Source organism: Serratia sp. HNCC26DJ244, assembly GCF_057180565.1.
In genome coordinates this window covers 33,439-48,825 of record NZ_JBXUGO010000007.1, presented here as the reverse complement: position 1 = coordinate 48,825, position 15,387 = coordinate 33,439, and the positions used below count along the sequence as shown (strand labels likewise).

Genomic DNA, 15,387 nt, shown 5'->3' with positions numbered 1-15,387 from the left:
TACCATCTGATTAAAATCGAATTTAGGGATCACTGTTACTTGTTTCATGCGTATTTCCTTTCAGAAATGAACCCTTGTCGCCCAGGAAACCAGCCCAAGAAGGTACGCCTACCACTACTGGCATCCTCAAAGGCTCATTTCTGAACAGGCTCTTGGTTTGGTTTAAGCACCGGCGCGGTGCGGATACAAAAAAGCCCCACTGAAGTGAGGCCTCTTTAACTCGAGAAGATGCTGACTAAGTAACGACTCTTATCACATTACAATAATTTTTGCGTACGCATTAATGATTTTTATGGGAAATGGATGTATTTTATATACCATGAATTAACACCAAACCCAAAAAATTACTATCTCTTTGTTATAAAGGTATTTAATCGGATTTTCTTGACAAGGAACTGCAATGGAACAAACCACTTCGTTCAAAGTATTTTATGATGCTGACGATAATGAACTCTCAATGCATGCAATCGATGCTGAAGTTCTTGGTAATTCTATCCTGTCAATGACAAAGCTGATAACTAAAGCTGACGACCTTCAAATGATGGGAACAAGTCAGTTAAGATTTTGGTCCCAACCCAGCAGAAGCAGGCTCCCTTGGCATTGCATACACGATTATTCAGTTGCTTCCAGATGCAATCGATGTATTGAGAACTATAGGGATAACCGGGGTTGTAGGGGTAGCGAGCGGCGCGAGTGCCTTGTCGCTGATAAGACAACTAGGTAGCTCAAGGTGGAGAGCCGACCAAACTATACTCTTGACAGCATGAGTATTCGATTTCAAGTGATTAGCTAAATTCCATACACATCTTTAATTTGATACTGAAGGAATAGTCATGATTACAGATCTCCAGTTGTTGCTAGGTCAAAGCGAGTCCGCAATTTTAGAATTTAAGAAAGAATGGTACTGGAACGACACGACAGAAAAAGATGAAATGACTGTCAGATGGGGTGAGCTTTTAAAAGATCTGGTTTCTTTATTTAACGGTTACTTGGGGTATACTGGAAAGTATCGACACTTAATATTTGGCTATTCTGAGGTCGAAGGTAAATCATACAATATTGATACAGCCAATATAAAGCAACTTTCAAATCTGATAGAATTTAAGAAAAATCTATTACAGCGTCTAGAAACTTTAATAACCCCGAATCATTTTCATTTTTCAATAGAACAACTCGAGGATAATGGCAATAAATTAATAATATTTGAAATTGCACCACCTGCTTACCTAATAGAATTAAAAAGAGAATTGCAAACAAAAACTAGAACATTAGATTCTGGTTCCGTGCTTATTCGCAAAGGCCAGAAATCAGATGAAGTACGAACCGCATCACCTTCAGAAATTGATATTATTAAAAGTGAGCTTACCACATTTATATCGAGCGCTGATTATAATACTTTTTACGCAGAAAATGAAAAACCAAAGTTAAAAGATAAAAGCATTGAAAAAACCATTCAATCTTACATGGATAAGAATGCCAGTTACTCTTTAGCAGAGGGCTTTCCTGTAAAAACGAAGTCATGGAAAGAAAATATTATATATGAAATCTATAGACTTATTGACGAGTTGTCTGGTGTTAAAGAATTCATATATATACACGAAAATGCAAATCAAGGAAAAACATTAGCAGACATAAAAAGTAATGGTCATCTGGTTAATCATGATAAAGCAATCGTTCTGATTGAAAAGCCGAAAATAAAAGACATTGACAAAAGAAAAGATAATATAAAACGCGTGTTTAAAACGCAGCATGTTTATTTTATTGATGAATTTGGATATGAGTTTTTATATAAGGACTGCATCCTTCCATATGAGAAATTTGATCAGTCTGATTTTGTGGACAGTTTTTACAAAAATGAACAAGGGGAAAATGTTTCTGCATTAGAACGGGTTAAACAATGGTTTACCTCTGAAAATGAACCTCTCTTTGTTATTAGTGGGCATGGTGGTATCGGTAAGACTACTATCGCAAAACAATTTCTTGACTTTGTTTATGAAACCCATAAAAGCGGAGTTTTATTTATTGATTCCAAAGAAATCATAAATGAATTATCAAGGAAATTTAGCTCTAAAAATAAAATATGTGACGTTTATGATTTTTATAATGCATTGATGGACTCTGATGACGGAGAGTCATCAAGGTTTAATAGAGAATTGCTCAAGCTTTCTATCGATAATGGAAGTTTAATAATTGCATTAGACGGGATTGATGAAGTAATTGCAAAATTGGGTGATAAATTTGATGTGGAAAAATTTATCACATCTATTTTTGATGAGTACTCATCAGAGCTTAACAAAACCAAGATTTTAATTACTTGCCGAGACTACTTCTGGAATGGTGTACGACGAAGCTTAAACATTCCCGAGATTAAAATAAGCCCATTTAATTCACATTTAGTTTTGGATTTCTATACTAAAAAGTTAAATGGTGACCAAAGGAAAATACCCAAAGCTCTAGAAATCGCCGAAAAATTTGCAATACAAAATAATGAAAATAATGAAAATACAAAAAACTACATCCCATTTTTAGTGGACATTATTGCTCGCATTGTAAAATCCTCTACATTCTCTGGATTAAGTAAAATAGAACAAAGGAGTGAATTTCTTTCAAATAATCATAACGTTGACATTTTAATCTCCCTTATATGTGAGCGCGAGATTGTCAAATTAGGTACATTTCCAGTAGATAAACAGATATTATTTTTTATGAGGATGGCATCTGAAAAAGCCAATGGAATTTCTGTGTATGATGTTAAAAGTGTTTTATCAGAAATCAATGTCAATAATAGTGACCTCATCATTGAAAACTTCAAAGGTCACCCTTTAATAGATTTTCATGGGAATAAATTCAATTTTAGATACGATGTTTTTGATATTTACTTTAAATCCTTACTTATAGTCAATTATTTTAAAAAATTAGACATCACTTCACTTGATGAAAAGAAGATCGATACCATCTCTGGCTATTTGAAGTATGATAGTAGTTTCACACGCTCTGTCTCAGAGAAATTATCATTTTCTGACAACTTACTATTTTTTCTATTGGAGAATATTGAAGCCATCAAAAAAGAAAACTTCTCAAGTATTGAATTATTCATATCATCCTTAGTTATACTTACGCTAGATATAATAAATCTTGACCCTAACTATCAATTTAATACAGAAACGAAAACAGAAATAATAGAGAAGCTTTTCTCAGATTCAGAAAATGTTATTGATGGTCTATGTCTTATAGATGTTTTTGGTAACACTAGTGCCAAAGCCATATTCGACTTTAGAAATAAAAAACTAATAAATTGTCATTTTAACAATTATCAATACTTTTGGGAATGTATGATGAACGTAGATACACGTTTTGAACGATCGTCGTTTAAAAATATTGATCCACGGGAAGGAATAAAATGTAAACTCCATGATAATATGTTTTCAAACGATTGCGACTTAAGTTTAATTAAACATCTAATTTCAGAAACAAAACATGAAGCTCAAAACTCTCTTGAGTCGATTCGCACGGATGTTTTGAAAGCATTTAAAATATTTTATAAAAGAGGGAACTTTTACCCTCGAAAACAAGAAGAGGTTCGCAAGAAATTAGCTACTATAAGTATTTTGTCTTATATGATCAATCATAATGTCATTGTTAAATTTAAAGACCCTAAAAAACCAACAATGCAACAATATAACATAGCACCAAAATATAAGACAGTGATTGACTTCATTGAGCAAGGTATTCCCTCAGAAGAATTATCAACTTTAGTTGAAGATATTCAACTGGATTTTTAATCACAAGAAACCCGAGTTACGCTCGGGTTAACAATAGAAATCTGATTTAATAATTATTTTCCTCATTCAAAAAATTGAATTTTAGAGTTAAATAAAAATTACTGCTCACCAATAATTGCGCAGTAAATAGCTAGTAACGTCAGATCCTGGCAAATAGCAGCCTGACAGATTAAGTATAGCTATATACTGTAACAGTGCCAGGTCAGGTTTGAGCTAATACACTTATTAAATATCCAGCCCTGTATCAAACATCGCCAAACACCCACCAATAAACCCTTCTGCTGTCTGCATTTCCTTCCTGACTGTTCCATCAGAGCACTTGCGCTTTCTGCTATGTAGCGTAACGATAGACCATAGAAATGGTGCAACACAACTAGGTCATACTCTTCCGGCTTGTACTTCTTCAGCCTTGCAATACATCCATCAATCATCAGGCCATCATCATCAGAACATGATTCTTTGCCGCTGGATTTCGGCGGTATTAGTCCTTTAAACCCGGCTGCTATGGGTGAGTAATCAAGATTACTATCCTCACAGGCCCAAACGCCCCAACGGGACAAAACATCGTACATGTCTCTCATAGCTTACCCTCCCCCCTCAAAATCACCTGTGTCCGCAGAACCCCCTCAGCATGAGCCAAACGCAATTCTTCACGTGTATATTCAGATTTAACGCGACCATCAATCACATCATGGTAGCAGTTACATGACCACGCGGCTTGCGAATCATCGGGTTTGATGCCGGTACCACAGGTGCCAGCCATTCGATAATGCGCAAGAACGGTGGTTTCAGGATTGAAGTTGCACACACCTGGCAAACGGATCTGGCAATCACGCCCTTGGGCCTCTTTGCGTAAATTTGCCATCATGCATACTCCAGCAGTTGTGCAGCGATGTTCTCAGCCTCTTCAATGGACTGGAATTTGCGGAACAATATCCAGTTCCAAAGGACGTTTAGCGCGGCTTTGTACAGCTGCTGGAACACGTCTTCATCCATACGGGCAAAGCTGATTGATTTGGCTCGGCGGTTTTTACTGCCGTCAGGATAGACGTGCTCAGTGTAGTAACCGGCTTGGATGGTTACCCATCCACTGCAATGCAATTGGCATGACCCTTGCGCAGGTCATTACGCAATGCCGAGATAACATCGTCAGCCAACACCTTGTTCATTACACTAACAATACTGCTATGGCTCGTCGTGGCGCCATGGTGAAAGCCAACACAATCAGCAGTAGTTTCAAAAAAATTAGGGATCTATCTGGCTTAACTTGGGATAAAGGAACTCCACCCGGATTTCACGAAATTCGCTCACTGGACGAGCGTCTATATAGAGCGCAAAAATTGAATAACAATGATTTATTCGGGCATAAACCCCAGCACCAAACTGACCGTTATAACGATGATCGAGGTAAAGAATGGATGGTAATCGCAATTTAAACCGTACTTTTTTCATACCGTTTTGCAGAAGAGTTTTGCAGGGGTTTTGCAGAAGAATTTTTTAAGGGTGAAAAACAGACGGGAGCCATAAGCTCCCGTAATCATTTAGCGTTGAAACAATCTTACATATGCTTAACGATAGCGTCGCCAAACTCTGAGCATTTCAGCAGCTTAGCGCCTTCCATCAGGCGTTCGAAGTCATAGGTCACGGTCTTGGCAGCAATCGCCCCTTCCATTCCCTTAACGATTAGGTCAGCCGCTTCGAACCAGCCCATATGGCGCAGCATCATCTCAGCAGAAAGGATTACTGAACCTGGGTTCACTTTATCCTGACCAGCGTACTTAGGTGCAGTACCGTGGGTGGCTTCAAACAATGCACATTCAGCACCAATGTTGGCACCCGGTGCAATACCGATACCGCCAACCTGTGCAGCGAGTGCATCAGAAATATAGTCACCATTGAGGTTCATACAAGCGATAACGTCGTATTCTGCTGGGCGCAACAGAATTTGTTGCAGGAAGGCGTCAGCGATAACGTCCTTGACCACAATCTCTTTACCGGTTTTCGGGTTCTTGATCTTCAACCATGGGCCACCATCGATCAGTTCGCCACCGAACTCTTCACGAGCCAGTTCGTAACCCCAATCTTTGAAGGCACCTTCGGTGAACTTCATGATATTGCCTTTGTGAACCAAGGTCACCGAGTCACGATCATTGTCAATGGCGTATTCGAGCGCCGCGCGAACCAAGCGCTTGGTCCCTTCTTCTGAGCATGGCTTCACACCAATACCACATTGCTCAGGGAAACGGATTTTCTTCACGCCCATTTCTTCACGCAGGAATTTAATCACTTTATCGGCTTCGGCAGAGCCCGCTTTCCATTCAATACCGGCATAAATGTCTTCCGCATTTTCACGGAAAATCACCATATCCGTCAGCTCAGGCTGTTTTACCGGGCTTGGCGTGCCTTGATAGTAACGTACTGGGCGCAGACAGACGTAAAGGTCAAGTTGTTGGCGCAGAGCAACGTTCAGGGAGCGAATACCGCCACCCACTGGTGTTGTCAGTGGCCCTTTGATGGCAACACGATACTCACGGATCAGATCCAGGGTTTCATCTGGCAACCAAACATCTTTGCCGTACACATGAGTGGATTTTTCACCGGTGTAGATCTCCATCCAGGAAATTTTCCGCTCACCGTGGTAGGCCTTTTTAACTGCGGCATCAACCACGTGGATCATGGCTGGGGTAACATCTACACCGATACCGTCACCTTCAATGAATGGGATGATCGGGTTATTAGGAACAACCAATTTACCTTGGGCGTCGACCGTGATCTTTTTACCATCTGCCGGAACAACAACTTTGCTTTCCATCAACCTCTCCTTCTTCAAACGCAATTTTTGTTAATGCTTTGTAAGATACGTGTCAATACTACTTGAATATTCAATCCGCGCCAATCTCAAAACAACGCTGCTATAATGCACTTATCATTAATTAGTTCAAAGATTGTTAGTTAAAAATCACAGCGTTAACCGATTCAGCCACAATAAATTTGTGGTAAATAACGCGTGATAGCGGCATTTATGCATGATGTAATTCTATTAATTTACCGATAAAAATAGGCTGCAAGCCACCAAGGATAAATAATCTATGTTTAAACCACACGTCACAGTCGCTTGTGTTGTTCATGCCGCCGGTAAATTTTTAATCGTTGAAGAAACCATTAACAATAAAGCACTCTGGAATCAGCCAGCCGGTCATCTCGAAGCAGATGAAACCCTGGTTCAGGCTGCAGAGCGTGAACTCTGGGAAGAAACCGGGATCCATGCCACCCCACACACTTTTCTACGCATGCACCAATGGCTAGCTCCAGATGGCACGCCATTTTTGCGTTTCTGTTTTGTGATTGAGCTAGATTCCCCCTGCGAAACCACCCCCCATGACGACGATATTGATCGCTGCCTGTGGCTAACCGCCGAGCAGATTTTTAGCGCCGATAACCTGCGCTCGCCGCTGGTAAGCGAAAGCATCCGCTGTTATCAGCAAGCGGAGCGTTATCCGTTATCCCTTATTGCCAGCTTTAATTGGCCCTTTTAAGCCACACTCAGTAAGGCTCCTTCCTAGGGCTTAAAATAACGACCGTGCGCACTGACGCCCAACGTGGTAAAATCCTGCGCTCATTTTTATTGCTCAGTTCGTGAGATCACCATGTCAGACAACAGCCAGAAAAAAGTGATCGTCGGGATGTCCGGCGGCGTCGACTCATCCGTTACTGCTTATCTGTTACAGCAACAGGGATATCAGGTCGCTGGGCTGTTTATGAAAAACTGGGAAGAGGACGACAACGAAGAGTATTGCTCAGCCGCCACCGATCTGGCCGACGCACAAGCGGTTTGCGACAAGCTGGGCATCGAATTGCATACGGTCAATTTCGCTGCAGAATACTGGGATAACGTATTCGAACTGTTCCTTGCCGAGTATCAGGCTGGTCGCACACCCAACCCCGATATCCTGTGCAATAAAGAGATTAAATTTAAAGCATTCCTTGAGTTTGCCGCAGAAGATCTGGGGGCAGATTATATTGCTACCGGCCACTATGTCCGTCGGCAGGATGTTGACGGTAAAAGCCGTCTGCTGCGCGGTGTTGATGGCAACAAAGACCAAAGTTATTTCCTGTATACCCTGAGTCACGAGCAGATTGCGCAAAGCCTGTTCCCGGTTGGTGAGCTGGAAAAGCCGCAAGTGCGCCGTATTGCAGAACAACTGGAGCTGGTGACCGCCAAGAAGAAAGACTCAACCGGTATCTGTTTTATCGGTGAGCGTAAATTCCGTGATTTCCTGGCGCGCTATCTCCCCGCACAACCCGGTGACATTGTCACGGTAGATGGGCAAACCCTGGGGCAGCACCAAGGCTTGATGTACCACACCCTGGGGCAACGTAAAGGGCTGGGGATTGGCGGTATCAAGGATGGTGCAGAAGACCCTTGGTACGTAGTAGACAAAGACGTCGCCAACAACATATTGATTGTGGCCCAAGGGCACGAGCACCCACGCCTGATGTCCACCGGCCTGGTAGCACAACAACTGCATTGGGTTGATCGTTTACCCTTGACGCAACCGCTACGATGCACAGTAAAAACACGTTACCGCCAGCAAGATGTCCCTTGTCTGGTGACCCCTCTTGATGCCGACCGTATTGAAGTGCATTTCGATGAACCCGTTGCCGCCGTCACCCCAGGGCAGTCGGCGGTCTTTTATCTGGGTGATATCTGCCTGGGCGGTGGCATTATCGAACAACGGATACAGGAGTAGTTGTGGCGAAGAATTATTACGACATTACACTGGCGATGGCCGGGGTCAGTCAATCAGCCCGTTTGGTACAGCAATTGGCACATGACGGGCAAATGGACAACGAAGCGTTCCATACCTCGCTCAACAGCCTGTTGCAGATGGATCCCCCCTCCACACTGGCGGTATTTGGTGGTGAGGAGCGTAACTTGAAAATGGGCCTGGAAACCTTAATCGCTGTGCTCAATGCCAATAATAAAGGGCTGGGTGCCGAGTTGACACGCTACACGCTTAGCTTAATGGTGCTGGAGCGCAAGTTAAACGCCAACAAAGAAGCGATGAATACCCTCGGCGAGCGGTTAAGTCAGCTAGAGCGGCAATTAGCGCACTTTGAACTGGGATCGGATACCATCGTTAGTTCGCTGGCAGGTATTTATGTTGACGTTATCGCCCCACTCGGGCCGCGTATCCAGGTTGCTGGTTCACCCGCTATCCTGCAGAACACGCAGGTTCAAGCCAAAGTTCGTGCCATTCTGCTCGCCGGTATTCGTGCCGCTGTGCTATGGCAACAGGTTGGCGGTAGCCGCCTGCAATTAATGTTTTCCCGTAGTCGTCTGCTCAAGCAGGCACAAGATATCCTTGCTCATTGTTAACCTTCCCAGGAGTTGCTACCGATGGAATTATCCTCACTGACCGCCATTTCCCCCGTTGATGGACGCTATGGTGAAAAAGTCAGCGTACTGCGCACCATTTTCAGCGAGTACGGCTTACTAAAATTCCGCGTGCAAGTTGAAGTACGTTGGCTGCAAAAACTGGCCGCTTGCGCTGAAATTGCCGAAGTTCCTGCATTTGCCGCTGACGCAAACGCTTACCTTGATAAAATCGTTGCCGAATTCAGTGAAGAAGATGCTCAGCGCATCAAGACGATCGAGCGGACCACTAACCACGATGTAAAAGCCGTGGAATACTTCCTGAAAGAGAAAGTCGCCACCGTACCTGCGCTGCATGCAGTATCAGAGTTTATCCACTTTGCTTGTACCTCTGAAGACATCAACAACCTGTCACATGCCCTGATGCTGCAAACCGCACGTCAGGAGGTGTTGCTCCCCTATTGGCGTAAAATCATTGATGCCATCAAGCAGTTGGCACAGGCGTACCGCGATATTCCGCTGCTGTCACGTACCCACGGTCAGCCCGCGACACCCTCTACGGTGGGGAAAGAACTGGCGAATGTGGCCTACCGGATGGAACGCCAATATCGCCAGTTAGAGCAAGTGGAAGTCCTTGGTAAAATCAATGGGGCTGTGGGTAACTACAACGCCCACATTGCGGCCTATCCGCAAGTTGATTGGCACCGTTTCAGTGAAGAGTTTGTCACTTCACTTGGCGTTAACTGGAACCCCTATACCACACAAATTGAACCCCATGACTATATCGCCGAGCTGTTCGATTGTGTTGCCCGTTTCAATACGATTCTGATCGACTTCGACCGCGATATTTGGGGTTATATTGCTCTGAATCACTTCAAGCAAAAAACCGTTGCTGGTGAGATTGGTTCTTCCACCATGCCCCATAAGGTCAACCCTATCGACTTCGAAAACTCCGAGGGTAATCTTGGCTTGGCCAATGCGGTTATGGGCCACTTGTCCAGTAAATTGCCGGTATCCCGTTGGCAGCGTGACCTGACCGACTCCACCGTGCTGCGCAACCTGGGTGTGGGTATCGGTTATGCCTTGATTGCTTATCAGTCCTCGCTGAAAGGCATCAGTAAACTTGAAGTCAACCAGGCGCACCTGCTGGATGAACTGGACCATAACTGGGAAGTGTTAGCAGAGCCGATCCAAACCGTTATGCGCCGCTATGGCATCGAAAAGCCGTATGAAAAGCTCAAAGAGTTAACCCGTGGCAAACGGGTAGATGCAGCAGGTATGCAGGCCTTTATCGACAGCCTAGCCCTGCCGGAAGAGGAAAAAACACGTCTGAAAGCCATGACGCCAGCCAATTATATTGGCCGCGCTATTACCATGGTTGATGAGTTGAAGTAACTGTTTCTGCAAACAATGCTCAAGTGACGGGTTGATAACCACTGAAGAAAATCAACCAGAAACGGAGCATGCTGTTCCCCCACAGGTCGGCCACCCTAGGCGGTTCACTCTGTGGGGATTATCCAAGCCTGAGCGCTCTGTTCTCTTTTTCGCTATTTATACTAGCGATAGGAAAACTAGATACCGGAAAATCTGGCCCGACTAGAACTGCGGCATAAACTCCTGGAACCGCTGTAACTGCTGGCCCGAGGCATCAAAATTGCGCCTATCCAGCCACTGTTCAAAGGCCGAGCGAACTGCAGGCCAGCGGTCATCCGTTAACGCAAACCAGTCGGTATCCCGGTTACGGCCCTTGGTAACAATCGCCTTAAGGAACCGCCCCTCATAGTTGAAACCAAAACGCTGGGCTGCACGTTTTGAAGGGGCATTCAAACTGTCGCATTTCCATTCACAGCGGCGATATCCCAACACATCGAAGGTATGGCGCAACATCAGGTAAATCGCTTCGGTAGCAATAGCGCGCTGTTGCATCAATGGCGACCAGCAGATATGGCCAATCTCCAGCACGCCACTTTTTTCTTCAATGCGCATAAACGCCACTGTGCCTACGGGCAGTTGGCTTGCCACATCAAACACCGTTAAATTCACCAGTGAAGAGTCAGCTTGCAGTTTTTCCAAGTGTTCTAATAACTGCTGAGGGGTGTCTGGTCGCTCTCTTGATAAATAAGTCCAGTCACAGCCATCTGGCGCCTGCTGATAGGCAGCAAACAATGCAGAGTAATCCCGTTGGCAGTCTAACGGTGCCAGGTGGCAAAACCGCCCCTTGAGCACCACATTGTTTGGTCTGGCACAAGCTTGCCATTGTGGTAATGGATCACCCACCGGCTGACCATATTGATTGATTCGCATAAATTGATACCGCTATAAAAACCAGCCTGAACGATGGCAACAGAATACGCCACCTTGGTCATCTAGCCTATACCTGCATGGAGGTGACTTTTGCCCGCCAGCATGGCGCCACCACTATGATTAAATTCAGCTATTGTGGCCTCACCATTGGCTGACTGCCGGTAACTCGAGTAAACTTCTCTGATACCGTCGCACGCCCCAGCAGCTTGAATAACTGCCGGCTTTAGGCCCCCTTCTATCCTGGAATAACACTATGGAATACCACTTGGATTTGGACTGGAACGATTTTTTGCAACGCTATTGGCAAAAACGACCCGTTATTATCAAGCACGGCTTTAAAAATTTTATCGACCCGATCTCCCCCGATGAATTGGCCGGGTTGGCGATGGAAAGTGAAGTGGACAGCCGCTTGGTCAGCCACCAAGAAGGGCGTTGGCAGGTAGCTCATGGCCCCTTCGTCAGCTACGACCATCTGGATGAGAATAACTGGTCGCTGCTGGTGCAGGCCGTTGATCACTGGCATGCCCCTTCCAGTGCCTTGATGCGGCCATTTCGTAAACTCCCAGACTGGCGGATGGATGATCTGATGATCTCCTTTTCGGTACCGGGAGGCGGCGTTGGCCCTCACCTTGACCAATATGACGTGTTTATTATTCAAGGTACTGGCAGCCGCCGCTGGCGTGTTGGCGAAAAAGTATTGATGAAACAGTTTTGCCCGCACCCAGATTTGCTACAGGTTGCCCCCTTTGACGCCATTATTGATAGCGAAATGGAGCCAGGGGATATCCTTTATATTCCACCCGGCTTTCCCCATGAAGGTTATTCACTGGAAAACTCCCTGAATTACTCGGTAGGGCTGCGGGCACCCAATGGCCGTGAACTGCTCAATGGCTATGCAGACTATGTTTTGGCCCAAGAGTTAGGTCATCAACGCTATAGCGACCCGGACATCGCACTACGTGAGCACCCGGCTGAAGTTTTGCCACAGGAAACGGCGATACTGCATCAAATGGTATTGGAACTGGTTCAACAACCTGAACATTTCCAAAGCTGGCTGGGGGAGTTTATTTCTCAATCACGCCATGAATTGGATATTGCACCACCAGAGCCCCCTTATCAGGCGGGGGAAATTTATGACCTGCTGCAACAAGGGGAATGTTTGCAGCGCTTGGGGGGGCTGCGGGTACTGCGGATTGGTGAGCAATGTTTCGTTAATGGTGAGCTAATCACTACTGAGCATCTGCAAGCTGCCGACGCACTTTGCCAACACTTCGAGGTTAATGCAGACATGCTGGGAGAGGCCTTGAACGACCCGGCTTTCCTCTCCTTGCTGACTGCGCTGATCAACAGTGGTTACTGGTATTTTAACGACTGAGCCTTGATGGGCCCATACCCGATAGTGGGGCAATGACTGCCCCCTATCTGTCAGCGGCTATTTTTTGGCGCGGTCGGCGGTCAGCGCCGCGATACGCATAATCACCGCTACCGCCTTCTCCATCCCTTCCAGCGTGATAAACTCATGTTTGCCGTGGAAGTTATACCCCCCAGTAAACAGGTTCGGGCAAGGTAAACCTTTAAATGACAATTGGGCTCCATCGGTGCCACCACGAATCGGCTTTATCACCGGCTCGATATCGCAATCACGCATGGCCTGTTGCGCCAACGCAATAATATGAGGATGCTCAGCCACCTGCTCACGCATGTTGTAATAACTGTCCTCAATGGCCACTTCAATATAACAATCCCGTGGTAACCCTCTCCCCACCTGCTGCGCCACCTCTATCATCTTGCGCTTGCGTGCCTCAAAGCCTTCACGCTCAAAATCACGCAACAGGTAGTGCATCTCGGCACGTTCTACATTCCCCTTAATGGCAGAGAGATGGTAGAACCCTTGGTAACCTTCGGTATTTTCTGGTGCTTCATCCGCAGGTAAGGCTTGATGAATGCGGCTTGCCAGTGATAACGCGTTGACCATCACCCCTTTGGCGGTTCCCGGGTGGACATTATTACCAACAATTTTCACCGTCACCGATGCCGCATTGAAGTTTTCACACTCCAACTCGCCCACTCCACCGCCATCAACGGTATACGCCCATTCGGCATTAAACGTCTCGACATCGAAGAAACGCGCTCCCTTACCCACTTCTTCATCCGGGGTGAAGGCGATACGAATATCACCATGGGGAATTTTCCGCAGCGTCAAGCGCACCATGGCCGTCAGGATCTCAGCAATGCCCGCTTTATCATCGGCACCCAGCAAGGTTTTACCGTCGGTGGTGATCAGTGTTTGCCCCAACATTTGATGCAGGATTGGGAACATCACTGGCGACAGCACTTCATCGCCGATCCCCAGGGCAATATCACCACCACGGTAGTTTTCCACAATCTGCGGAGCCACATTACGGCCAGAAAAATCCGGGGCGGTATCAAGATGAGAAATAAATCCGATGGTCGGAACCGACCAGGCCACATTAGAAGGCAATGTTCCCATCACACAGCCATGCTCACTAAGGGATACCTGCTCAAAACCGAGCGCAATCATCTCCTGTTGCAAGGCCCGCGCCAATTTCAACTGCCCATCGGTACTGGGTACATTTTTTACATTCGCTTTAGCCTGCGTATCAAAAGAGACATAACTAAAAAATCGATCAAGTAATTTATCCATGGTTCCACCCTCAACATTGCTTATTTCATTATGCGGAACCGATCTGGATAAAATATTGAGACAGGTCATTAATAGTCAGATTGAGTCAAGATCATTAAGTTAGGTAATGATCAATATCATAGGTTAGGCCATTCATATTGCAGGCTGGTGCGATCTGAATAACAACGGGGAAGGTTATCCCGCCTATCGTAAAACTGCGCCCTTCAAACTATTGGTTACTGTTGCCAACAAACGCTTGGAAGAATGAACCGCAAATTGTTGCTAGGCCTACATCAACTATCACCCTGAGATTTTGTTGCCACATGATTAATGGTCAATATTTCAACGGATTGATTAGCGAAGTTAACCATGCCATCTTTTCACGTTAAGGCTTAACCATCCTGAAGTGCTTTCAGAACGTTATAGACATCGACCGGTTAGGCCAGCTATCATTGTTTTTTTGATATACCGCTGAAATAACAAACAATTCACACCTCACCCTAATCCTTTGTACAGGGTGTCTTTCTGTATCCCTGCCTTGATAATGAAACTATTCTTCAAGTATTCTTCAAGTATTCTTCAAGTATTCTTCGCTTGGCTTATTGAGCCCAAAGTGAGCAACCGTCAACTTTGATATGGAATTAAGGTAAACAATGACAAATGAACGTGTTTTTTCAATGAGTAAAAAAATCGTATGGATGACCGGTGTAGGTGTTTTTTGCGGTTTTTTCCTCTTCGCTATCTTTACCGGTCGTGGTATACCCCTTAGTGGTGTTATTGGTACCACCATTGGGGTATGCATTGTCATGTTTTGGATGAAACTTAAAGTCACGCCAGAAATGCTTTCGCAGGGAAGGAGAAAGTTCCGCTTTAGTGAAGGTACTGTTGTTTTCGAAAAGGTTTCGCCACTGATGTCATGGTTGATGTTTTTCAAAGGAAATGGTGAAGCCATCGTTTTCAAACCATTTAATGGTGGTAGGGTGCAAAAAATATATTTTTGCCTAACCCCTCAAAACGAGCAGGAAGTGAAAGGACTGTTGGCTCAGTACAATACTGTACCTGCTACGCCTTCTGAATAACCTGTTTAGCCACGCCACGCGCCATGATAGATGACAGCACAAACAACTATGGGGATGATTACCCCAAATCTGATTTATTCAAAAAAGCCTAGTTTTTGTTGACTACTTCACTAAGGCTGCATGAATATAACGGTGGGTTACCCCCCAAACGAATCGGAAAACCGATACTGGGAAAACTCTAAATCAGTGGTCAGTTTTAGT

General features: G+C 45.0%; 12 protein-coding genes and 2 pseudogenes. 8 read left to right on the top strand and 6 right to left on the bottom strand.

Annotated features, from left to right (window positions below; genetic code table 11):
- The first annotated feature begins 833 nt into the window (after positions 1–833).
- Positions 834–3,782 (top strand): P-loop domain-containing protein, encoded by a 2,949-nt coding sequence (locus AC2A06_RS07915; RefSeq protein ID WP_484379927.1) that lies wholly within the window; start codon positions 834–836, stop codon positions 3,780–3,782.
- Positions 3,783–4,007: 225 nt separating this feature from the next.
- Here AC2A06_RS07915 and AC2A06_RS07910 read toward each other — a convergent pair.
- From AC2A06_RS07910 to AC2A06_RS07900, 3 genes and pseudogenes are all read right to left on the bottom strand, one after another.
- Positions 4,008–4,363, bottom strand: a pseudogene (locus AC2A06_RS07910) (antiterminator Q family protein).
- Complete coding sequence (locus AC2A06_RS07905; RefSeq protein ID WP_484379993.1) at positions 4,360–4,647, bottom strand: DUF1364 domain-containing protein; 288 nt, start codon at positions 4,645–4,647, stop codon at positions 4,360–4,362. Before AC2A06_RS07905 ends, AC2A06_RS07910 begins: the two are co-directional and overlap by 4 nt.
- Positions 4,647–4,868 (bottom strand): annotated as a pseudogene (locus tag AC2A06_RS07900) (DUF1367 family protein); the annotation flags it as partial. The pseudogene AC2A06_RS07900 and the gene AC2A06_RS07905, both read right to left, overlap by 1 nt.
- A 20-nt stretch (positions 4,869–4,888) precedes the next feature.
- On the opposite strand from AC2A06_RS07900, the gene AC2A06_RS07895 reads away from it, so the two are divergent.
- Positions 4,889–5,218: a site-specific integrase gene (locus tag AC2A06_RS07895; protein ID WP_484379926.1), complete on the top strand. Its 330-nt coding sequence runs from the start codon at positions 4,889–4,891 to the stop codon at positions 5,216–5,218.
- A 122-nt stretch (positions 5,219–5,340) separates the two neighbouring features.
- Here AC2A06_RS07895 and icd read toward each other — a convergent pair whose 3' ends face one another.
- A complete protein-coding gene (icd, locus tag AC2A06_RS07890; protein ID WP_484379925.1) occupies positions 5,341–6,594 on the bottom strand; it encodes an NADP-dependent isocitrate dehydrogenase in 1,254 nt (417 codons plus the stop codon).
- Between the two features lie 277 nt (positions 6,595–6,871).
- Here icd and AC2A06_RS07885 point away from each other — a divergent pair, with 277 nt between their 5' ends.
- The 4 genes from AC2A06_RS07885 (at position 6,872) to purB (ending at position 10,554) form a co-directional block, all read left to right on the top strand.
- Entirely contained in the window at positions 6,872–7,318 is a 447-nt protein-coding gene (locus AC2A06_RS07885) for an NUDIX hydrolase (RefSeq protein ID WP_023492471.1), read from the top strand.
- A 111-nt stretch (positions 7,319–7,429) separates the two neighbouring features.
- Positions 7,430–8,533, top strand: coding sequence for a tRNA 2-thiouridine(34) synthase MnmA (mnmA, locus tag AC2A06_RS07880; RefSeq protein ID WP_484379924.1), 1,104 nt, complete (start codon positions 7,430–7,432; stop codon positions 8,531–8,533).
- Positions 8,534–8,535: 2 nt separating this feature from the next.
- The gene (gene hflD / locus AC2A06_RS07875) at positions 8,536–9,162 is read left to right on the top strand and encodes a high frequency lysogenization protein HflD (RefSeq protein ID WP_023492469.1); all 627 of its coding nucleotides are present in this window, start codon (positions 8,536–8,538) and stop codon (positions 9,160–9,162) included.
- A 21-nt stretch (positions 9,163–9,183) separates the two neighbouring features.
- The gene (gene purB, locus AC2A06_RS07870) at positions 9,184–10,554 is read left to right on the top strand and encodes an adenylosuccinate lyase (RefSeq protein WP_484379923.1); all 1,371 of its coding nucleotides are present in this window, start codon (positions 9,184–9,186) and stop codon (positions 10,552–10,554) included.
- Between the two features lie 201 nt (positions 10,555–10,755).
- Here purB and AC2A06_RS07865 read toward each other — a convergent pair whose 3' ends face one another.
- Positions 10,756–11,463 carry a GNAT family N-acetyltransferase gene (locus AC2A06_RS07865; RefSeq protein ID WP_484379922.1) on the bottom strand — a complete coding sequence of 236 codons (708 nt, stop codon included), beginning with the start codon at positions 11,461–11,463 and terminating at the stop codon, positions 10,756–10,758.
- A 253-nt stretch (positions 11,464–11,716) separates the two neighbouring features.
- On the opposite strand from AC2A06_RS07865, the gene AC2A06_RS07860 reads away from it, so the two are divergent.
- Complete coding sequence (locus AC2A06_RS07860) at positions 11,717–12,838, top strand: ribosomal protein uL16 3-hydroxylase (protein ID WP_473197625.1); 1,122 nt, start codon at positions 11,717–11,719, stop codon at positions 12,836–12,838.
- 57 nt (positions 12,839–12,895) lie between these two features.
- On the opposite strand, the gene pepT is transcribed toward AC2A06_RS07860, so the two are convergent.
- Complete coding sequence (pepT, locus tag AC2A06_RS07855; RefSeq protein ID WP_473197624.1) at positions 12,896–14,128, bottom strand: peptidase T; 1,233 nt, start codon at positions 14,126–14,128, stop codon at positions 12,896–12,898.
- A 632-nt stretch (positions 14,129–14,760) separates the two neighbouring features.
- Between pepT and AC2A06_RS07850 the strand changes: the two genes are divergently transcribed.
- Positions 14,761–15,186, top strand: a complete 426-nt coding sequence (locus AC2A06_RS07850; protein WP_484379921.1) for a hypothetical protein — start codon at positions 14,761–14,763, stop codon at positions 15,184–15,186.
- Positions 15,187–15,387: the final 201 nt, after the last annotated feature.

Excerpts from the sequence above, each read along its gene's own strand:
- purB (WP_484379923.1), top strand. The coding sequence starts at position 9,184 with ATGGAATTATCCTCACTGACCGCCATTTCCCCCGTTGATGGACGCTAT.
- mnmA (WP_484379924.1), top strand. The coding sequence starts at position 7,430 with ATGTCAGACAACAGCCAGAAAAAAGTGATCGTCGGGATGTCCGGCGGC.
- AC2A06_RS07865 (WP_484379922.1), bottom strand. The coding sequence starts at position 11,463 with ATGCGAATCAATCAATATGGTCAGCCGGTGGGTGATCCATTACCACAA.
- AC2A06_RS07895 (WP_484379926.1), top strand. The coding sequence starts at position 4,889 with ATGACCCTTGCGCAGGTCATTACGCAATGCCGAGATAACATCGTCAGC.
- AC2A06_RS07885 (WP_023492471.1), top strand. The coding sequence starts at position 6,872 with ATGTTTAAACCACACGTCACAGTCGCTTGTGTTGTTCATGCCGCCGGT.
- AC2A06_RS07905 (WP_484379993.1), bottom strand. The coding sequence starts at position 4,647 with ATGGCAAATTTACGCAAAGAGGCCCAAGGGCGTGATTGCCAGATCCGT.
- icd (WP_484379925.1), bottom strand. The coding sequence starts at position 6,594 with ATGGAAAGCAAAGTTGTTGTTCCGGCAGATGGTAAAAAGATCACGGTC.
- pepT (WP_473197624.1), bottom strand. The coding sequence starts at position 14,128 with ATGGATAAATTACTTGATCGATTTTTTAGTTATGTCTCTTTTGATACG.
- AC2A06_RS07850 (WP_484379921.1), top strand. The coding sequence starts at position 14,761 with ATGACAAATGAACGTGTTTTTTCAATGAGTAAAAAAATCGTATGGATG.
- AC2A06_RS07915 (WP_484379927.1), top strand. The coding sequence starts at position 834 with ATGATTACAGATCTCCAGTTGTTGCTAGGTCAAAGCGAGTCCGCAATT.
- AC2A06_RS07860 (WP_473197625.1), top strand. The coding sequence starts at position 11,717 with ATGGAATACCACTTGGATTTGGACTGGAACGATTTTTTGCAACGCTAT.